This window comes from Burkholderia sp. FERM BP-3421 (assembly GCF_028657905.1).
Taxonomy (GTDB): domain Bacteria; phylum Pseudomonadota; class Gammaproteobacteria; order Burkholderiales; family Burkholderiaceae; genus Burkholderia.
Window position 1 is genome coordinate 3,109,575 of sequence record NZ_CP117782.1, and the last position, 18,720, is coordinate 3,128,294.

An 18,720-nucleotide genomic window follows, 5' to 3' on the forward strand; every position below is an offset into this window, starting at 1 on the left:
TTCCGGTCAGGGTTATTACGCAATATTTGCTCAGGCGGGATGCGCCTCGCGCCCGACCTCGTCGATGAAGCGGGCCAGCTTGATGTCGCGTTCGGTGAGCCCGTTCGCGTCGTGCGTCGACAGCGTGATGTCGACCCGGTTGTAGACGTTGAACCACTCGGGATGGTGATCCATTTCCTGCGCCTTGATCGCGACGCGCGCCATGAAGCCGAAGGCTTCGTTGAAATCGGCGAAGCGCAGGCTGCGCTGGATCGCATCGCGGCCGGGCATGGCCGACCAGTGGGGCAGGCCTTCGAGCAGGGTCTTGCGTTCTTCGGATGTCAGTTTGTGAATCATTGCAGGCCTCGTTCGGTAGCGGCGCGGCCGCGCGCAGGCTTCGCGGCGGCGCACCGTGCCGGACATTCTTTCACAACTTGCGGCTCATGCGTCAGGATCGTCCGCCCAACCCTCGCCCGTGCCGCGCGTCAGCACGCGGTCGGCGTCGAGCACGGCGCCCGCCGGATGCTCGGGCAGCGGCGTGAGGCGGCGGGCCAGCGCGCGCGCGTCGACGTCGGCGAGCGCGAACAGCTGCGCGAAATCGTCGATCACGAAGTAGGTCTTCTGGAACGTGTCGATCCTGTAACGGGTGCGCATCACGCGCTCGAGATCGAAACCGATCCGGTTCGGCGCCGCGCTTTCCAGGCTGTAGAGCGTTTCTCCCTTGCTCGACACGATGCCCGCGCCGTAGATTCGCAGGCGGCCCGGTTGCGACGCGTCGCGGATCAGGCCGAACTCGACCGTGTACCAGTAGAGGCGGGCGAGCAGCGCGAGCGCCTGCGGATCGTCGGCGACCGCGAGGGCCGCGCGGCCGTACGCGTGCATGTAGTCGGCGAAGACCGGATCGATCAGCAGCGGCACGTGACCGAACAGGTCGTGGAAACAATCCGGTTCCTGCAGGTAGTCGAGCTGGTCCGGGCGGCGCATCCACCAGGTGACCGGGAAGCGGCGGTTCGCGAGGTGCTCGAAGAACACCACGTCGGGCACGAGGCCCGGCACCGCGACGATTTCCCAGCCGGTCGCGGCCTTCAGCTGGCGGTTGACGGCCGCGAACGACGGCACGCCGGCCGCCGACAGGTCGAGGCGCGCGAGCCCGGCGACGAATGCGTCGCACGCGCGGCCTTGCAGCAGGGCCGCCTGGCGGTCGTACAGCTGGTTCCACACCGCGTGGTCGACCTGGCCGTAGCGTTCGAGCGGCTGGTCGATGGTGAAATCGGCGCGGGTTTCGAGACCCGCGTCGAACTGTTCCTTCAGTTTCGCGGTGACGACGGTGGACATGATCGGCTCTGGTTGGGCATCGGTTTCAATAGATGCAAGTGTAGAGCGGGGGGCATGCGGATTGGGCGCAAAGGTGGCGTGGATTTGGCTCGTAATGCGATAATCACGCATCAAATATTGAATCAATGCGGAGAATATTCATGGTTGAACTCGATCACTTCGATCTCGCGCTCCTGGAGGTGCTGCAGCGCTTCGGCCGGGCGACGCACCAGCAGCTCGGCGAAGAGGTGCCGCTGTCGCCGTCGCAGATCGGGCGGCGCCTGCAGCGCCTCGAGTCGGCGGGCGTCATCGACGGGTATCGGGTCGTGTTGCGGCCCGAGCGGCTCGGGCTCGGCGTGACCGCGTTCACGAGCCTGAAGCTCAAGCACCACGGCGATTCGATCATCGAGCAGTTCCAGCAGCAGATCGACGTGCTGCCGGAAGTGCTTGAATGCCATGCGGTGGTGGGCGACGCCGACTATCTGCTGCGGATCGTCGCGCCGGATCTGAACGCGCTGTCGTCGTTCGTGATGAAGAAGCTGATGCGGGTGCCGGGGGTGGACAGCGTGCGCTCGAACATTGTGCTGACGACCTTCAAGCGCAACGGCCCGCTGCCGCTCGCGCACCTGGAGCCCGGCGCGCCGGCCGCGTGAGGCGGCCGCCGGCGCGTGGCGGCGGCCTTACGCGGGCAGGTCCTGCTGCGCCTGGTTGAGCAGGTCGACGTAGGCGACCGCGACGAGATCGTCGTTCGACACGCCGAGCCGCGCGAACACCGCGTGCGCCTCGGCCTCGCCGCCCGCCTCGTCGTCGTCGGGCGCGAGCACGACCTCGAGTTCGACGAAGTCGCCGAGCCCGTCGACCCGGTCCAGGTGGATGCGGGTGCGCCCGGCGAGGTATACGTGGCGCTCCTTGGTCACGATGCCGCGCGTGGTGAGCGCGGTGGCGAGGAGCGCGTGCATCGCGTCGGGATTGGTGACGGGGCTGCGCGTGTAGTACGACGCCTTCGGGCCGTCGCGGTCGTCGCGCTGGTAGAAGATCAGCTCGGCGGGCGTGCCGTCCTCGAAGCGGCGCAGCTTGAGCCGGCCGCGCGGCACGTCGTAGAAGAAATCCTGCTGACGGTAGAACAGCGGGGCGTCGGTCGCGAGCGCCGCCGCGCGCTCCTGCAACTGGTCGAACGCGCGGGCTCGGGCTTTGATCTCGATGTTGCGGGCCATGCGGATCTCCTTCGAACGGTGGTCGGGTGTGAACGGACAATCTAGCAAAAAGTCCGGGGCGGCGGCGTGACGCGCGTGGGGCGGGGCGCCGACGTCACGGTCCGGCCCGGGTGGCCGGGCCCGGCAGGAAGGGCCCGGGCCCGGTTCGCGCGCCGGGCGGCGTCGCCCATCCGGCCAGGCGCCGGGGCTCGCCGCGCCCGCGCTCAGTCCGCCCACTGCGCTTCCATCAGGCGCAGCGCCGCTGCGATCGCGGGCTCCTCGCGGCGCGCGGCGAGCGTGACGAAAGTCAGCTCGGTCGGCACCGTCACGCGCTCGACGATCGTCAGCGCGTGCGCATGCGCCTCGCGCAGCGCGATCGAATCGCGCGCGAGCGTGAGGCCCACGCCCGACTTCACCAGGTCCAGCATCGACAGTTCCTGGTCCACTTCCGCCACCGTCACCGGCTGCACGCGCAGCTCGCCGAAGCGGCGCGACAGCAGCCGGTGATGCGCGGACGCGGCGGGCGTCCAGATCCACGGCAGCGCGGCGAGCGCGCGCCAATCGCGCGCGCGCTGCACCCGCTCCTTCCAGCCCGCGGGCGCGAGCACCCGGTACTGGAAATGCGTGAGCGTCAGCGTGTGGAACAGCGCCGCGTCGCGCGGGTCGTCCTCGGCCGGCTGGCCGATGTAGTAGCCGACATCGAGTTCGTGCGTGCGCACCTGATCGAGCACCCAGCCCGACATCCCGTGCCGCAGCGCGGTTTCGATCTGCGGATAGGACTCGACCAGCTGCCGCAGGAAGCCGCCCAGCCGCAGGAATTCCGGGTCGAGGATCGTGCCGATCCGCAGCCGGCCGCGCACTTCCTGGCGCAGCGCGGCGGCCGCGCGCTGCACGTCGGCCGCGGCCGCGAGCGCGCGTTCCGCGTGCGGCAGCAGCGCCTGCCCGTCGCGCGTCAGCGTGAGGCCGCGCGGCGTGCGCGTGAACAGGGTGAGGTCGAGCCATTCCTGCAGATGCTTGATCTGCAGGCTGACGGCCGGCTGGGTGAGGTGCAGTTGCGTGGCGGCGCGCGTCAGATTGCCTTCGCGCGCCACCGCGACGAAGGCGCGGAGCAGGATCATATCCATGCCGTGATATTAGCGCGGCTTATAACGCATTTGAACATTACTCATTGGATTCGCGGCGGCGCCCGCGGGTAGGCTTCAGGTCGACGCGATCCACCAGAGGAGAACCCCGACATGAGCGAGACCCAACCCGGCGCGGCACACGTGCGCACGCTGTCCCATTTCATCGGCGGCCGCGCGGCCGACGGCGCGAGCGAGCGTTACGGCGACGTCTTCAACCCGGCGCTCGGCGCGGTGACGGCCCGCGTGCCGCTCGGCGGCGCGGCGGAGGTCGACGCGGCGGTCGCGGCGGCGCAGGCCGCGTTTCCGGCCTGGAGCGAGACCGCGCCGATCAAGCGCGCCCGCGTGCTGTTCCGCTTCAAGGAACTGCTCGACCGCCATCACGACGAGCTGGCCGAACTGATCACCCGCGAACACGGCAAGGTGTTCTCGGACGCGAAAGGGGAGGTGATGCGCGGCATCGAGGTCGTCGAGTTCGCGTGCGGGATTCCGAACCTGCTGAAGACCGATTTCACCGACCAGATCGGCGGCGGCATCGACAACTGGAACCTGCGGCAGCCGCTCGGCGTCGTCGCGGGCATCACGCCGTTCAATTTCCCGATGATGGTGCCGTGCTGGATGTTCCCGATCGCGATCGCGTGCGGCAACACCTTCGTGCTGAAGCCGTCCGAGCGCGATCCGTCAGCCTCGCTGCGGCTCGCCGAGCTGTTCGCTCAGGCGGGCCTGCCCGCCGGCGTGTTCAACGTCGTGCACGGCGACAAGGCCGCCGTCGATGCGCTGATCGCCCATCCCGACGTCGCCGCGCTGTCGTTCGTCGGCTCGACGCCGATCGCCGAGGCGATCCATGCGGAGGCGTCGCGGCGCGGCAAGCGCGTGCAGGCGCTCGGCGGCGCGAAGAACCACCTGGTCGTGATGCCCGACGCCGATCTCGACCAGGCGGTCGACGCGCTGATCGGCGCGGCGTACGGCTCGGCCGGCGAGCGCTGCATGGCGATCTCGGTCGCGGTCGCGGTCGGCGAGGTGGCCGACGCGCTGGTCGAGCGCCTCGCGCCGCGCGTGCGCGCGCTCACGATCGCCGACGGCATGGCGCCCGATGCGGAGATGGGGCCGCTCGTCACCGCCGCGCATCGCGCCAAGGTGGCCGCCTATATCGACGCCGGCGTGGCGGCCGGCGCGCGGCTCGTGGTCGACGGGCGCGGCCATGTCGTCACGGGGCGCGAGCAGGGCTTCTTCCTCGGCGGCACGCTGTTCGACCAGGTGTCGACCGACATGTCGATCTATCGCGAGGAGATCTTCGGGCCGGTGCTCGCGGTGGTCCGCGTGCCGGACTTCGCGAGCGCGGTGCGGCTCGTCAACGCGCACGAATTCGCGAACGGCGTATCGTGCTACACATCGGACGGTGGGATCGCGCGCGCGTTCTCGCGGCAGATCCAGGTCGGGATGGTCGGCATCAACGTGCCGATTCCGGTGCCGATGGCCTGGCATTCGTTCGGCGGCTGGAAGCGCTCGCTGTTCGGCGACCATCATGCGTACGGCGAGGAAGGCGTGCGCTTCTACACGCGCTACAAGAGCATCATGCAGCGCTGGCCGGACAGCATCGCGAAGGGCGCGGAATTCACGATGCCCGTCGCGAAGTAGGCGTCCGGCATCGATGCGCGTCCATGCGACGCGCGGCGCGCATCGATGTCCGCCGACGTGGGCGGCCGCGCGGCAGGCGCGGCGGGAGACAAGGAGACACGGGAAGGAGGCTCAGGGTGGCCACTGAAGCAACGCTCGAAGGCGAATTCGACTACATCGTCGTCGGGGCCGGCACGGCAGGCTGCGTGCTGGCCAATCGTCTGTCCGAAGACGCGGACGTATCCGTGCTGCTGCTCGAGGCGGGCGGCAAGGACGACTATCACTGGATCCACATTCCGGTCGGCTATCTGTATTGCATCGGCAATCCGCGCACCGACTGGCGCTACAAGACCGAACCCGAGGCCGCGCTGAACGGGCGCGCGCTGTCGTATCCGCGCGGCCGCGTGCTGGGCGGCTCGTCGTCGATCAACGGCATGATCTACATGCGCGGCCAGCGCGAGGACTACGACGGCTGGGCGCGCGAGACGGGCGACGCGGGTTGGGGCTGGGACGCGGTGCTGCCGCTCTTCAAGCGCAGCGAGGATCACCACGCGGGGCCGAGCGACGCGCACGGCGCGGGCGGGCCCTGGCGGGTCGAGCGGCAGCGGCTGCGCTGGGAGATTCTCGATGCGTTCGCGCAGGCGGCGCAGCAGGCGGGCATCCCCGCCACCGACGATTTCAATCGCGGCGACAACGAAGGCGTCGGCTACTTCGAGGTGAACCAGCGGCGCGGCGTGCGCTGGAATGCGTCGAAGGCGTTCCTGCGGCCGGCGCAGGCGCGAGCGAACCTGACGGTGATCACCGGAGCGCAGGCGGAGCGCGTGCTGTTCGAGGGCCGGCGCTGCACGGGCGTCGCCTACCGCCGCGACGGCGCGCGGCGGATCGCGCGCGCGCGCGGCGAGGTGCTGCTCACGGCGGGCGCGGTGAATTCGCCGCAGCTGCTCGAAGTGTCGGGTATCGGAGCGGGCGCGCGGCTGCAGGCGCTCGGCATCGAGGTCGTGCACGATCTGCCCGGCGTCGGGGAAAACCTCCAGGATCACCTGCAATTGCGCATGGCGTTCAAGGTGCGCGGCGTGCGCACGCTGAACACGCTCGCCGCGCATTGGTGGGGCAAGCTCGCGATCGGCGCCGAATATGCGCTGCTGCGCAGCGGGCCGATGTCGATGGCGCCGTCGCAGCTCGGCGCGTTCGCGCGCTCGGATCCGGGCGATCCCGCGCTCACCCGGCCCGATCTCGAGTATCACGTGCAACCGCTGTCGCTCGACCGCTTCGGCGAGCCGCTGCATCGCTTCAACGCGTTCACCGCGTCGGTCTGCCACCTGCGGCCGACCTCGCGCGGCAGCATCCACATCGTGTCGCCGGACCCCGCGCGCGCGCCGGCGATCGCGCCCAACTATCTGGCGACCGAGCACGACCGCCGGGTCGCGGCGAACGCGCTGCGCCTGACGCGGCGCATTGCCGGCGCGGCGGCGCTCGCGCGCTATGCGCCCGAGGAGGTGCTGCCCGGCGCGCGCTACCAGACCGAGGCGGAGCTGGCCGAGGCGGCGGGCGCGATCGGCACGACGATCTTCCATCCGGTCGGCACCTGCAGGATGGGCCGCGACGACGATCCGGCGGCGGTGGTCGACAGCCGCTTGCGCGTGCGCGGCGTGAGCGGCCTGCGGGTGATCGACGCATCGGTGATGCCGACCATCACGTCCGGCAACACGAACTCGCCGACGCTGATGATCGCGGAACGCGCGAGCGGACTGATTCGCGCGGAGCGTCGACGCGCCGCGCCGGTGTCGCGCGAGACGCCCGTCGAGACGCCGACGCACGCCGTGTAGACAATCGCCGCGATCGTGACGAACCGGATGATGGGTTAACCCGCATCCGGTTTTTTTCGTGCGCGCGGCGCGCTTGCCGTGTCGTAAGAAATCCTGCGTATTGGCCAATACGGGTGTGCAATGCTCGCAATCCTTACAGGCCTATAAGTGCAAATCCCGATGAATGCACTGCACCAACGGCGCGACAATGACGCGCAGTGTGCAGGGCGCATTCTGCGTGGGGAGACCACCTCCGATGCGGCACACGGAACGGGGGCAGCCGCTTGTCCGCTGAATCATTCGCCGCCACCTGAACGTACGCTCCCGGTGCTTCGCCTGACTTCGTATGGAAGGGAACATGATTCTCGGCGACACGATTCTGGAAACACGCGGACTGACGAAGGAATTCAAGGGCTTCACCGCGGTGAACGACGTGAACCTGCGCGTGCGGCGCGGTTCGATCCATGCGTTGATCGGTCCGAACGGCGCGGGCAAGACCACCTGCTTCAACCTGCTCACGCGCTTCCTGAAGCCCACCGCGGGACAGATCGTCTTCAACGGCATCGACATCACCGACGAACGGCCGGCGCAGATCGCGCGCCGCGGCATCATCCGTTCGTTCCAGATTTCCGCGGTGTTTCCGCATCTGAGCGCGCTGCAGAACGTGCGCATCGGCCTGCAGCGCTCGCTCGGCACCGAATTCCATTTCTGGCGCAGCGAGCGCAGCCTGCGTCGGCTCAACGATCGCGCGATGGATCTGCTCACCCAGGTCGGCCTGACCGATTTCGCGCAGGTGCCGACCGTCGAGCTCGCCTATGGCCGCAAGCGCGCGCTCGAGATCGCGACGACGCTCGCGATGGAGCCGGATCTGATGTTGCTCGACGAGCCGACCCAGGGGATGGGGCACGAGGACGTCGATCGCGTGACCGCGCTGATCAAGAAGGTCGCGAGCGGCCGCACGATCCTGATGGTCGAGCACAACATGAACGTGATCGCCGGCATTTCCGACACCATCACCGTCCTGCAGCGCGGCGAGGTGCTCGCGGAAGGCGCGTACGCGGAGGTGTCGAAGAACCCGCTCGTCGTCGAGGCGTACATGGGCAGCGCCGAGGCCGCACTGGCGGGGGCGCACGCATGAAGCACAGCGAACGGGAGGAGCGTGAGTTGAGCGGCGTCGAGAGCGGTACGCCCGCGCTTGCGATCGCGGGCCTCGAGGCGTGGTATGGCGAGTCGCACATCCTGCATGGCGTCGATCTCACCGTGCACCGCGGCGAAGTGGTCACGCTGCTCGGCCGCAACGGCTCGGGCCGCACCACCACGCTGCGCGCGATCATGGGGCTCACGGGGCGGCGCAGCGGCTCGATCCGCATCGCGGGCGCCGAGACGATCGCGCTCGCGACGCATCGCATCGCGCACTACGGCGTCGGCTATTGTCCCGAAGAGCGCGGCATCTTCTCGAGCCTGTCGTGCGAGGAGAACCTGCTGCTGCCGCCCGCGCTCGGCGCAAGCGAGCGCGCGATGTCGCTCGGCGACATCTACACGATGTTCCCGAATCTCGCCTCGCGCCGGCACAGCCAGGGCACGCGCCTGTCGGGGGGCGAGCAGCAGATGCTCGCCGTCGCGCGGATCCTGCGCACGGGCGCGAACCTGCTGCTGCTCGACGAGATCTCCGAAGGGCTCGCGCCGGTGATCGTGCAGACCCTCGCGCGGATGATCGTCACGCTGAAGGCGCGCGGCTACACGATCGTGATGGTCGAGCAGAACTTCCGCTTCGCGGCGCCGCTCGCCGACCGCTTCTATGTCATGGAGCACGGCCGCATCGTCGAGCACTTCAGCGCGCCGCAGCTCGACGCCAAGATGCCCGTGCTGCACGATCTGCTCGGCGTCTGACCCGGAGGCCGTCCAACCGGGATCCTGTCCGTTTCCGTTTCCGTTTCCGTTTCCGCTGTCGCTGCACCTACAACCACAACGCATCACACAGGAGACGTTCATGAAATTGCAGACCCTCGCGCGCGCCTGCGTCGTCGTCGCGGCGTTTTCGACCGTATCGGCGGCGCAGGCCGCCGATACGGTGAAGATCGGCTTCATCACGGACATGTCGGGCCTCTACGCCGACATCGACGGCCAGGGCGGCCTCGAGGCGATCCGGATGGCGGTGGCCGACTTCGGCGGGAAGGTCAACGGCAAGCCGATCGAGGTGATCTATGCGGACCACCAGAACAAGGCGGACATCGCGGCCTCGAAGGCGCGCGAATGGATGGACCGGGGCGGGCTCGACCTGCTGGTGGGCGGCACCAATTCGGCGACCGCGCTGTCGATGAACCAGGTCGCGGCGGAGAAGAAGCGGGTGTACATCAACATCGGCGCGGGCGCGGACACGCTGACCAACGAGCAGTGCACGCCGTACACGATCCACTACGCGTACGACACGATGGCGCTCGCGAAGGGCACGGGCTCCGCGGTGACGAAGCAGGGCGGCAAGACCTGGTTCTTCCTGACCGCCGACTACGCGTTCGGCAAGGCGCTCGAGAAGAACACCTCCGACGTCGTGAAGGCGAACGGCGGCCAGGTGCTGGGCGCGGTGCGGCATCCGCTGTCGGCGTCGGATTTCTCGTCGTTCCTGCTGCAGGCGCAGGCCTCGAAGGCGCAGATCCTCGGGCTCGCGAACGCGGGCGGCGATACCGTGAACGCGATCAAGGCGGCCAAGGAGTTCGGCATCACCAAGACGATGAAGCTCGCGGCGCTGCTGGTGTTCATCGACGACATCCACAGCCTCGGCCTCGACACCACCCAGGGCCTCGTGTTGACCGACAGCTGGTACTGGAATCGCGACGAGGCGTCGCGCAAGTGGGCGCAGCGTTACTTCGCGAAGACCAAGAAGATGCCGTCGAGCCTGCAGGCGGCTGACTATTCGTCGGTGACGACCTATCTGAAGGCGGTGCAGGCGGTGGGCTCGACGGATTCCGACAAGGTGATGGCGCAGCTCAAGAAGCAGAAGATCGACGATTTCTACGCGAAGGGCTACGTGCGAACCGACGGCAGCATGATCCACGACATGTACCTGATGGAAGTGAAGAAGCCGTCGGAATCGAAGGAGCCGTGGGACTACTACAAGATCCTCGCGACGATCCCGGGCGAGCAGGCGTTCGCGACCAAGCAGGAATCGCGCTGCGCGCTCTGGAAGTGAGGGCCGCGCCGCGCGCCGGGGAGCGGCGCGCGGCATGATTTCAACCGGATGGCAGATTCGATGGATATCTTCGGCGTACCGATGTCGGCGATGCTGAGCCAGCTGTTGCTCGGCCTCGTCAACGGATCCTTCTACGCGATCCTGAGCCTCGGGCTCGCAGTGATCTTCGGGCTGCTCAACGTGATCAACTTCGCGCACGGCGCGTTGTTCATGCTGGGCGCGATGCTGGCCTGGATGGGGCTCGCGTATCTCGGCCTGCCGTACTGGGCGATGCTGGTGATCGCGCCGATCCTGGTCGGGCTGTTCGGAATCCTGATCGAGTGCTCGATGCTGCGCTGGCTGTACCGGCTCGATCACCTGTACGGGCTGCTCCTGACCTTCGGCCTCACGCTCGTGGTCGAGGGCGTGTTCCGCTCGGTCTACGGCTCGTCGGGCCAGCCGTACGACGTGCCGGCGCTGCTCGCGGGCGCGACCGACCTCGGCTTCATGTACCTGCCGAACTATCGCGCATGGGTGGTGGTCGCGTCGCTGGCCGTGTGCCTCGCGACCTGGTTCGTGATCGAGAAGACCCGGCTCGGCGCCTATCTGCGCGCCGGCACCGAGAATCCCCGGCTCGTCGAGGCGTTCGGGGTGAACGTGCCGCTCATGATCACACTCACCTACGGCTTCGGCGTCGCGCTCGCGGCGTTCGCGGGGGTGCTCGCCGCGCCGGTGATCCAGGTGTCGCCGCTGATGGGGCAGCCGATGATCATCACGGTGTTCGCGGTGGTCGTGATCGGCGGAATGGGGTCGATTCTCGGCTCGATCCTCACCGGGCTGCTGCTCGGCGTGATCGAGGGCTTCACACGGGTGTTCTATCCGGAGGCGTCGGCGACGGTCGTGTTCGTGATCATGGCGATCGTGCTGCTGGTTCGCCCCGCAGGCTTGTTCGGCAAGGAACGATGATGCAGAAGAAAGCGCTCTATGGCCTGCTGCTGGCCGCCCTGGTCGTCGCGCCGTTCGCGGGCGCGTATCCGCTGTTCGTGATGAAGGTGCTGTGCTTCGCGCTGTTCGCGGCCGCGTTCAACCTGCTGATCGGCTTTACCGGGCTGCTGTCGTTCGGGCATGCGATGTTCCTCGCCACGGCCGGCTATGTGACCGGCTACGCGCTGCAGACGGTGGGCGCGACGCCTGAGGCCGGCGTGTTCGCGGGCGTCGGCGCGGCGGCGCTGCTGGGCCTCGTCGTCGGCCTGTTCGCGATCCGCCGGCAGGGCATCTACTTCGCGATGATCACGCTCGCGTTCGCGCAGATGGTGTACTTCATCTACCTGCAGGCGCCGTTCACGCACGGCGAGGACGGCCTCCAGGGCGTGCCGCGCGGCCGCCTGTTCGGGCTGCTCGACCTGGGGTCCGATCTCGCGCTGTACTACGTGGTGCTCGCCATCGTGGTGCTTGCGTGCCTGTTCATCGTGCGCGTCGTGCATTCGCCGTTCGGCCAGGTGCTCGTCGCGATCAAGGAGAACGAGCCGCGCGCGATCTCGCTCGGCTACGACACCGATCGCTTCAAGCTGCTCGCGTTCGTGCTGTCGGCGGCGCTCGCGGGGCTCGCCGGCGCGCTGAAGGTGATCGTGCTCGGCTTCGAGACGCTCGGCGACGCCTACTGGACCATGTCGGGCCTCGTGATTCTAATGACGCTGGTGGGTGGGATGGGCACGCTGTTCGGGCCGCTCGTCGGCGCCGCGCTGATCGTCGCGCTCGAGGACCGGCTGGGCGACATCGGCGCGTGGCTCGCGGCCTCGACCGGCATCGAGTGGTTCCAGTCGCTCGGCGAATCGGCGACGATCGTCACCGGGCTGATTTTCATCGCCTGCGTGCTGGCGTTCCGGCGTGGAATCGTGGGCGAGGCGATCGCGCGATTGAAGCCGTTGCGCGCCTCCTGAGCGGATGATGCGGAGCACCAAAATCGTTCGGAATCCGATTCAATTTGTCGTGGAAATGCCGCTGGAAACGCCTGTCCGGCGCCCCAATTTCGTGCGGCGATGCACCATAGGGGTAAATGCTAGGTTGTCGCGCCCTGTAGGCTTGCTTTAATCTTCGTCTCAGTTCTGATGCACCGCGAAACGAATTTGCAGGTGGAGAACGAGGAGACAATCGAGGCACTCAGTGCCCGGACCCACGGAAGCGCTGTTGGACGGAATCCAACAGCGCTTTTTCTTTGCGCGCGCGATTTGCACGCGTCGTGCGGTTCCGCTCCGTCCCATCCTCCGCCTCGGGCTTACCCGATTATCGCGTGCCGCGCGCGTCCGTTACACTCGCCTTTCACTGACCGGGTAGTCGGGAATAGCAGCACACAATAGACCAGAGCAACGAGCAGCGCGAATCTCGGAGACGGGTTTGATGAAGCGGGCGTGGCGGTTCTTCGGCATCGGGGCGGCATATCTCGCGGGGCCGGCGCAGGCTGGCGCCGGAAAGGGCGAGGGGGATCGGGCCGCGGGTGCCGCGGTGTCGCTCCGCATCACCGGCGAGCGCGCGATCTCCCGATTGGCTAGGGCAGCCCCCGGTCTGAAGGCCCAAGCCGGCAGGGGCGACGCCGCCCAGACCGTCAACTTCTCCCTCCATCTGATCGACATCACCATCGCGGCACCGGATTCGCCCGGGATGATCGATGTCGTCCCGGGCTCGCGCGCGTCGCGGGTCGAGCCGATGGGCGTGAGGTGCGCCCGGGTGTTCGCGGCGCGATGGACCAATCGCTCAAGGGCAGGCGGCCGTTCGTGGGTGCTTGAGCGCGGCGCGATCACCGCGGCTGGCTGCAACGCCGACCGGCTCACGGCGCTCAGCGGTGCCGTCGCGGCGCGCCGGCGCACGACGGCGGCAAGCGGACGTTTCGCGCGCAACGCCACCGTTGCGAGCGGGCAGGGAAGGATGGCGCCGGACGAGCCTCCCGCCGCGCCGGCGATCGCGAGGGCTGCTCTGCCTTCCGGGCAACCGAGGCAAGCGTGCAACGACGCCATCGCGATCCGCCAGACGCAGAACGCTTCCAATCAAGACTTCCCGCAGGCTCGCGACGACAATCGCATTGGCATCTGCTTGGCGGCGGCAGGCGCATGGCCCGATACACGTTCCGCCGGGCCGTGCACGCTCACGCGTGAGCCGGCCTGCGGACACAGGCCGGGCTCGACTGTCGACGGCCGCGCCCGGAAGGCGGACAGCTTGCCGCCTTCCGCGATACCGGCGGCGCTCGAGCATGCGTTGTCCGGCGTTTTCACGTTGCACCCGACCGATCACGCGCGCCTTGGCGCTCGCGCCCGCGCATGGGTCGGCCTCACCGGCGGCCGGCGCATGCCGGCGCTGGGCTAGCAGCAGGTTCGCGACAGGACGGGAGCGGAATGGAAGGCGCGTGCGGCAGGACGCGCCTTTTTTGTTGCGCGCGGCACGCGCGGTTTCACGTGGAAGTCAGCGCCGGCCCCGGGCCGGATCGATCAATACGCGTTTCGCGTAGCGTTTGGAGACACGCAATGAAGATGAAGCGATGGATGGCGATGGCCTGCGCGGCCGGGCTGCTGGGGAGCGCGACGGCCGCGTCGGCGCAGCTGAAGATCGGCGTCACGCTGTCCGCGACCGGGCCCGCCGCGTCGCTCGGCATCCCCGAGAAGAACACGGTCGCGCTGCTGCCGCGCGAAATCGGCGGCAAGCGGGTCGACTACATCGTGCTCGACGACGCCTCCGACACGAGCCGGGCAGTGCAGAACGTGCGCAAGCTGATCGACGAGGATCACGTCGACGCGATCATCGGTTCGTCCGTCACGCCCAATTCGCTCGCGATGATCGATCCCGTCGCGCAGGGCAAGACGCCGACGATCTCGCTCGCGGCGAGCGCGCAGATCATCGCGCCGATGGACGCGAAGCGCGCCTGGATGTTCAAGACGCCGCAAAACGACCGGCTGATGGCCGACGCGATCGCCGGCTACATGGCCGGGCACGGCGTGAAGACGGTGGGCTTCATCGGCTTCGCCGACGCGTACGGCGAGGGCTGGTACGCGGTGTTCAATGCCGCCGCCGCGGCGAACGGGCTGAAGATCGTCAGCAACGAGCGCTACAACCGCACCGACGCATCGGTGACGGGCCAGGTGCTGAAGACGCTCGCCGGGCATCCCGACGCGGTGCTGATCGCGGGCGCCGGCACGCCGGCCGCGCTGCCGGCCAAGGCGCTTCGGGAGCGCGGCTACAAGGGCAAGGTGTATCAGACCCACGGCGTCGCGAACAACGATTTCCTGCGCGTGTGCGGCAAGGACTGCGACGGTGAGCTGCTGCCGGCAGGCCCCGTGCTCGTGACCGACCAGCTGCCCGACTCCAACCCCGCGAAGCGGCCGTCGCAGGCCTACAAGGCGGCGTACGAGAAGGCCTATGGCGCGGGCACGGTGTCGACCTTCGGCGGCCACGTGTGGGATGCGGGGCTGATGCTCGCGCGCGCGATTCCCGAGGCGCTGAAGAAGGCGCAGCCGGGCACCGAGGCGTTCCGCGAGGCGCTGCGCGCGGCGCTCGAGAACGTGAAGGACCTGCCGGTGTCGCACGGCGTGATCAACACGACGCCGACCGATCACAACGGCTTCGATGCGCGCGCGCGGGTGATGGTGCAGATCGTCGACGGCAAGTGGAAGCTGCAGGCGGACTGACGCTGCGCGGCTGTCCCGTTCGAGCGCGCTCGCGGGCCGCGGCGTCGCTCGGTCCCGACGATCCCGGACGAAATCTCGGATGAAGAAACGGTATGGATATTTCGATTGCGGCGATCCTTGCCCAGGACGGCGTCACGACGGGCGCGATCTATGCGCTGCTCGCGCTCGCGCTGGTGCTGGTGTTTTCCGTCACGCGGGTGATCTTCATCCCGCAGGGTGAGTTCGTGTCGTACGGCGTGCTCACGCTCGCCGCCCTGCAAACGCAGAAGGTGCCGGCGACCTGCTGGCTGCTGGTCGCGATGGGCATCGGCTGCTTTTTGCTCGAACTGGGCGGGCTGGCTCGGCATCGCGAACGGCGGCACCGGTTGGCCCGCACGGTCGCCTTGCTCGCGGGGCGCGACGTGCTGCTGCCGCTTGCGATCCTCGCGGTCGCGCGCAGCGTCGCGCCGCAGGCAATGCCGATGCTCGCGCAGATCGCGCTGACGCTGGCGATCGTCGTGCCGATGGGGCCGTTCGTGTACCGGCTTGCGTACCAGCCGATCGCCGAGGGCTCGACGCTGCTGCTGCTGATCGTGTCGGTCGCCGTGCATTTCGCGCTGGTCGGCCTCGGCCTCGTGATGTTCGGCGCGGAAGGCTCGCGCACGGCGCCGTTCGCCGATGCCTCGCTCTCGATCGGCGCGCTGTCGGTGTCGCTGCAGAGCGTATGGGTCGTCGTCACGGCGCTCGTCCTGATCGCCGCGCTCTACGTGTACTTCGATCGCACGATCGCCGGCAAGGCCTTGCGGGCGACCGCGGTGAATCGCGTCGGCGCGCGCCTGGTCGGGATCGGCACCACGCAGGCGGGCCGGCTCGCGTTCACGCTGGCGGCGGGCCTCGGCGTGCTGTCCGGCATCCTGGTCGGCCCGCTGACCACGATCTACTACGACTCGGGCTTCCTGATCGGCCTGAAGGGCTTCGTCGGGGCGATCGTCGGCGGGCTCGTCAGCTACCCGCTCGCGGCCGCGGGCGCGCTGCTGGTCGGCGTGCTCGAATCCTACTCGTCGTTCTGGGCGAGTGCGTACAAGGAGGTCATCGTTTTCACGTTGATCATCCCGGTGCTGCTGTGGCGCAGTCTGGCGACGCCGCATGCGGAAGAGGGCGAGGAGTGAGGGCGATGAAGACATTGATCCGCAACCGGCTGTTCTGGCTGTTCCTCGTGTTGCTGTTCGCGTTGCCGGTGCTGCCCGGCGTGCTGCGGGTGCCGGAATACTGGATCACCCTGCTGAACTACATCGGGTTGTATTCGATCGTCGCGATCGGGCTCGTGCTGTTGACGGGCATCGGCGGGATGACGAGCTTCGGGCAGGCGGCCTTCGTCGGCATCGGGGCCTATGCGACCGCCTACCTGACGACTGCCTGGGGGTGGTCGCCGTGGCTCGGGCTGCTCGCCGGCGTGGTGCTGACGGCGCTGATCGCGCTGCTGCTCGGCGCGGTGACGATGCGGCTGTCGGGCCATTTCCTGCCGCTCGGCACGATCGCATGGGGGCTCGCGTTGTTCTTCCTGTTCGGCAATCTCGACCTGCTCGGCAAGTACGACGGGATCAACGGCATTCCCGCGCTGAGCGTGTTCGGCGTGACGCTCGACAGCGGGCGCGGCTTCTACTACCTGATCTGGGTCGTGGTGCTGGGCGCGGTGGTGTCGGTCCAGAACCTGCTGAACAGCCGGCCCGGCCGCGCGATCCGTGCGCTGCGCGGCGGCAGTGTAATGGCCGAGGCGATGGGCGTGAACACCGCGTGGATGCGTGTCGTGATCTTCGTGTATGCCGCGGTGCTCGCATCGGTGTCCGGCTTCCTGTACGCGCACCTGCAGCGCGCGGTGAATCCGACGCCGTTCGGTTTGAACCACGGCATCGAATTCCTGTTCATGGCGGTGGTCGGCGGCGTGGCGCACGTGTGGGGCGCGGTGCTCGGCGCGGCGATCCTCACCGTGCTGCAGGACTACCTGCAGACGCTGCTGCCGAAGCTGCTCGGCGAGGACGGCAACTTCGAGATCATCGTGTTCGGCGTGCTGATGGTGGTGCTGCTGCAGTATGCGCGGCAAGGCGTCTGGCCCTTTGTGGCCCGACTGTTTCCGCGCGAACCGGCTGCGATGGCGCCCGAACAGGCGGCGTCGCTGCCGCAGCGTGACAAGCCGCGCGCGGGCGATGCGCTGCTCGTCGTCGAGTGCGTGCGCAAGCAGTTCGGCGGGCTCGTCGCGGTCAACGACGTCAGCTTCGAGGTGAAGGCAGGGCAGATCATCGGCCTGATCGGCCCGAACGGCGCGGGCAAGTCGACCACATTCAATCTCGTGACGGGCGTGCTGCGGCCGACTTCCGGCTCGATCCGCTTCAGGGGCGAGCGGATCGATACGCTGGTTTCACGTGAAATCGTCGCGCGCGGGATTGGTCGAACGTTCCAGCACGTGAAGCTGCTGCCGTCGATGAGCGTGCTCGAGAACGTCGCGTTGGGTGCGCATCTGCGCGGCTCGACCGGCGTGTGGCGCAGCATTGCCCGGCTGAATGCGGTCGAGGAGGCGCGCCTGATGGCCGAAGCGGCGCGTCAGATCCGACGCGTTGGGCTCGAAGCGCACATGCACGACGAGGCCGGCAGCCTCGCGCTCGGGCAGCAGCGGATCCTGGAGATCGCGCGTGCGCTGTGCTGCGATCCGACCTTGCTGTTGCTGGACGAGCCGGCCGCCGGCCTGCGTTACCAGGAGAAGCAGCAACTGGCGGACCTGCTGCGCAGGCTTCGGGCGGAGGGCATGAGCGTGCTGCTGGTGGAGCACGACATGGATTTCGTGATGAATCTCACCGACCGGCTGGTCGTGATGGAATTCGGTACGCGGATCGCGGAAGGCTTGCCGGAGGAGGTCCAGAAAGACCCGGCGGTGCTGGAAGCTTATCTCGGCGGGGTGGAATGATGACGCAGCAGGCAACGACGCCGATTCTCGACGTGCGGGACCTCTCGGTGCGCTACGGCAAGGTCGAGGCGCTGCATGGCGCGGCGATCGCGGTCGGGGCAGGGCAGATCGTCAGCGTGATCGGCCCGAACGGCGCGGGCAAATCGACGCTGCTCAATGCGCTCATGGGCGCACTGCCGGCCAGCGGTCATGCGGATGGGGCGGTGCGCTACCGCGGCGAACAGGTCGAGCGGCTGCCCGTCGAGCAGCGGGTGGCGCGCGGGATGTGCCTCGTGCCGGAGAAGCGCGAGCTGTTTGCGTCGATGTCGGTCGAGGACAACCTTGTGCTCGGCGCATACCGCCGCAAGCGCGCCGGGGACGCGCGCTTTCTCGATCAGCTCGATCCGGTGTTCTCGTTGTTTCCACGGCTCAAGGAACGGCGGCGTCAGGCGGCCGGCACGCTGTCCGGCGGGGAGCGGCAGATGCTGGCGGTCGGCCGTGCGTTGATGGGAAAGCCGGACTTGCTGATGCTCGATGAGCCGAGCCTTGGTCTGGCCCCGCTGATCGTGAAGGAGATCTTCCATATCATCAGCGCGCTGCGCAGCACCGGGGTCGCGACGCTGTTGATCGAGCAGAACGCCCGGGCCGCGTTGCAGATCTCCGACTACGCCTATGTGCTGGAGACCGGCGAGTTCGCCTTGGAGGGGCCGGCGGCGCAGTTGGCGCGCAATCCACGGGTGATCGAAACCTACCTGGGCCTGGCCAGGAAGTCGGCCTAGGCGATCGCCGGGTGTTGGAAAAAGGCGGCGTGTTTCACGTGAAACACGCCGTTTTTGTTGGTTGGCCATTCGGATGAAATTCGGGCCAAAAGCGAACCCGCTATAATTCGCCCCATACATTTCTCTGAAGGTTCGTGCGCGGCCCCCTCGCACGAA

At 68.1% G+C, this 18,720-nt stretch carries 17 protein-coding genes; 13 read left to right on the forward strand and 4 right to left on the reverse strand.

All coding sequences use genetic code 11. From position 1 onward, the window contains the following. Nucleotides 1-30: 30 nt before the first annotated feature. Together Bsp3421_RS30110 and phhA are read right to left on the reverse strand one after the other, a co-directional pair. Entirely contained in the window at nucleotides 31-336 is a 306-nt protein-coding gene (locus tag Bsp3421_RS30110; RefSeq protein WP_274000123.1) for a 4a-hydroxytetrahydrobiopterin dehydratase, read from the reverse strand. A gap of 84 nt (nucleotides 337-420) precedes the next feature. Continuing rightward, nucleotides 421-1,314: a phenylalanine 4-monooxygenase gene (gene phhA / locus Bsp3421_RS30115; RefSeq protein WP_274000124.1), complete on the reverse strand. Its 894-nt coding sequence runs from the start codon at nucleotides 1,312-1,314 to the stop codon at nucleotides 421-423. A 140-nt stretch (nucleotides 1,315-1,454) separates the two neighbouring features. On the opposite strand from phhA, the gene Bsp3421_RS30120 reads away from it, so the two are divergent. Beyond that, nucleotides 1,455-1,946, forward strand: coding sequence for an Lrp/AsnC family transcriptional regulator (locus Bsp3421_RS30120; protein WP_274000126.1), 492 nt, complete (start codon nucleotides 1,455-1,457; stop codon nucleotides 1,944-1,946). A 27-nt stretch (nucleotides 1,947-1,973) separates the two neighbouring features. Here the strand turns inward: Bsp3421_RS30120 and Bsp3421_RS30125 are convergent, their stop codons facing one another. Both Bsp3421_RS30125 and Bsp3421_RS30130 read right to left on the reverse strand, forming a co-directional pair. Continuing rightward, nucleotides 1,974-2,507, reverse strand: coding sequence for a class IV adenylate cyclase (locus Bsp3421_RS30125; protein ID WP_274000128.1), 534 nt, complete (start codon nucleotides 2,505-2,507; stop codon nucleotides 1,974-1,976). Between the two features lie 203 nt (nucleotides 2,508-2,710). After that, a complete protein-coding gene (locus Bsp3421_RS30130) occupies nucleotides 2,711-3,610 on the reverse strand; it encodes a LysR family transcriptional regulator (RefSeq protein WP_274000129.1) in 900 nt (299 codons plus the stop codon). Nucleotides 3,611-3,721: 111 nt separating this feature from the next. Here Bsp3421_RS30130 and Bsp3421_RS30135 point away from each other — a divergent pair, with 111 nt between their 5' ends. The 12 genes from Bsp3421_RS30135 to Bsp3421_RS30190 all read left to right on the forward strand — a co-directional run bounded on the left by Bsp3421_RS30135 (nucleotide 3,722) and on the right by Bsp3421_RS30190 (nucleotide 18,564). Beyond that, a complete protein-coding gene (locus tag Bsp3421_RS30135) occupies nucleotides 3,722-5,245 on the forward strand; it encodes a CoA-acylating methylmalonate-semialdehyde dehydrogenase (protein WP_274000131.1) in 1,524 nt (507 codons plus the stop codon). 116 nt (nucleotides 5,246-5,361) lie between these two features. After that, on the forward strand, nucleotides 5,362-7,050 hold the full coding sequence (locus tag Bsp3421_RS30140; RefSeq protein WP_274000133.1) for a GMC family oxidoreductase: 1,689 nt from the start codon (nucleotides 5,362-5,364) through the stop codon (nucleotides 7,048-7,050). Nucleotides 7,051-7,387: 337 nt separating this feature from the next. Next, nucleotides 7,388-8,167, forward strand: coding sequence for an ABC transporter ATP-binding protein (locus Bsp3421_RS30145; RefSeq protein ID WP_274000134.1), 780 nt, complete (start codon nucleotides 7,388-7,390; stop codon nucleotides 8,165-8,167). Beyond that, nucleotides 8,164-8,919, forward strand: a complete 756-nt coding sequence (locus tag Bsp3421_RS30150; protein ID WP_274000137.1) for an ABC transporter ATP-binding protein — start codon at nucleotides 8,164-8,166, stop codon at nucleotides 8,917-8,919. The genes Bsp3421_RS30145 and Bsp3421_RS30150 overlap by 4 nt, the downstream gene beginning before the upstream one ends. Before the next feature lie 100 nt (nucleotides 8,920-9,019). Next, complete coding sequence (locus Bsp3421_RS30155) at nucleotides 9,020-10,216, forward strand: ABC transporter substrate-binding protein (protein WP_274000138.1); 1,197 nt, start codon at nucleotides 9,020-9,022, stop codon at nucleotides 10,214-10,216. A 60-nt stretch (nucleotides 10,217-10,276) separates the two neighbouring features. Further along, nucleotides 10,277-11,161 carry a branched-chain amino acid ABC transporter permease gene (locus Bsp3421_RS30160; RefSeq protein WP_274004408.1) on the forward strand — a complete coding sequence of 295 codons (885 nt, stop codon included), beginning with the start codon at nucleotides 10,277-10,279 and terminating at the stop codon, nucleotides 11,159-11,161. Further along, on the forward strand, nucleotides 11,161-12,135 hold the full coding sequence (locus Bsp3421_RS30165; RefSeq protein ID WP_274000140.1) for a branched-chain amino acid ABC transporter permease: 975 nt from the start codon (nucleotides 11,161-11,163) through the stop codon (nucleotides 12,133-12,135). The genes Bsp3421_RS30160 and Bsp3421_RS30165 overlap by 1 nt, the downstream gene beginning before the upstream one ends. 457 nt (nucleotides 12,136-12,592) lie before the next feature. After that, complete coding sequence (locus tag Bsp3421_RS30170; protein WP_274000141.1) at nucleotides 12,593-13,552, forward strand: hypothetical protein; 960 nt, start codon at nucleotides 12,593-12,595, stop codon at nucleotides 13,550-13,552. A 158-nt stretch (nucleotides 13,553-13,710) separates the two neighbouring features. Further along, nucleotides 13,711-14,868 carry an ABC transporter substrate-binding protein gene (locus Bsp3421_RS30175; RefSeq protein WP_274000143.1) on the forward strand — a complete coding sequence of 386 codons (1,158 nt, stop codon included), beginning with the start codon at nucleotides 13,711-13,713 and terminating at the stop codon, nucleotides 14,866-14,868. Nucleotides 14,869-14,960: 92 nt separating this feature from the next. After that, nucleotides 14,961-16,016 carry a branched-chain amino acid ABC transporter permease gene (locus tag Bsp3421_RS30180; protein WP_274000144.1) on the forward strand — a complete coding sequence of 352 codons (1,056 nt, stop codon included), beginning with the start codon at nucleotides 14,961-14,963 and terminating at the stop codon, nucleotides 16,014-16,016. 5 nt (nucleotides 16,017-16,021) lie between these two features. Then, a complete protein-coding gene (locus tag Bsp3421_RS30185) occupies nucleotides 16,022-17,806 on the forward strand; it encodes a branched-chain amino acid ABC transporter ATP-binding protein/permease (protein ID WP_274000145.1) in 1,785 nt (594 codons plus the stop codon). Further along, nucleotides 17,806-18,564, forward strand: coding sequence for an ABC transporter ATP-binding protein (locus Bsp3421_RS30190; protein ID WP_443111607.1), 759 nt, complete (start codon nucleotides 17,806-17,808; stop codon nucleotides 18,562-18,564). The genes Bsp3421_RS30185 and Bsp3421_RS30190 overlap by 1 nt, the downstream gene beginning before the upstream one ends. Nucleotides 18,565-18,720: the final 156 nt, after the last annotated feature.

Coding starts and splice junctions, on each gene's coding strand:
- Bsp3421_RS30110 (WP_274000123.1), bottom strand. CDS start 336: ATGATTCACAAACTGACATCCGAAGAACGCAAGACCCTGCTCGAAGGC.
- phhA (WP_274000124.1), bottom strand. CDS start 1,314: ATGTCCACCGTCGTCACCGCGAAACTGAAGGAACAGTTCGACGCGGGT.
- Bsp3421_RS30120 (WP_274000126.1), top strand. CDS start 1,455: ATGGTTGAACTCGATCACTTCGATCTCGCGCTCCTGGAGGTGCTGCAG.
- Bsp3421_RS30125 (WP_274000128.1), bottom strand. CDS start 2,507: ATGGCCCGCAACATCGAGATCAAAGCCCGAGCCCGCGCGTTCGACCAG.
- Bsp3421_RS30130 (WP_274000129.1), bottom strand. CDS start 3,610: ATGGATATGATCCTGCTCCGCGCCTTCGTCGCGGTGGCGCGCGAAGGC.
- Bsp3421_RS30135 (WP_274000131.1), top strand. CDS start 3,722: ATGAGCGAGACCCAACCCGGCGCGGCACACGTGCGCACGCTGTCCCAT.
- Bsp3421_RS30145 (WP_274000134.1), top strand. CDS start 7,388: ATGATTCTCGGCGACACGATTCTGGAAACACGCGGACTGACGAAGGAA.
- Bsp3421_RS30150 (WP_274000137.1), top strand. CDS start 8,164: ATGAAGCACAGCGAACGGGAGGAGCGTGAGTTGAGCGGCGTCGAGAGC.
- Bsp3421_RS30155 (WP_274000138.1), top strand. CDS start 9,020: ATGAAATTGCAGACCCTCGCGCGCGCCTGCGTCGTCGTCGCGGCGTTT.
- Bsp3421_RS30160 (WP_274004408.1), top strand. CDS start 10,277: ATGGATATCTTCGGCGTACCGATGTCGGCGATGCTGAGCCAGCTGTTG.
- Bsp3421_RS30165 (WP_274000140.1), top strand. CDS start 11,161: ATGCAGAAGAAAGCGCTCTATGGCCTGCTGCTGGCCGCCCTGGTCGTC.
- Bsp3421_RS30170 (WP_274000141.1), top strand. CDS start 12,593: ATGAAGCGGGCGTGGCGGTTCTTCGGCATCGGGGCGGCATATCTCGCG.
- Bsp3421_RS30175 (WP_274000143.1), top strand. CDS start 13,711: ATGAAGATGAAGCGATGGATGGCGATGGCCTGCGCGGCCGGGCTGCTG.
- Bsp3421_RS30180 (WP_274000144.1), top strand. CDS start 14,961: ATGGATATTTCGATTGCGGCGATCCTTGCCCAGGACGGCGTCACGACG.
- Bsp3421_RS30185 (WP_274000145.1), top strand. CDS start 16,022: ATGAAGACATTGATCCGCAACCGGCTGTTCTGGCTGTTCCTCGTGTTG.
- Bsp3421_RS30190 (WP_443111607.1), top strand. CDS start 17,806: ATGACGCAGCAGGCAACGACGCCGATTCTCGACGTGCGGGACCTCTCG.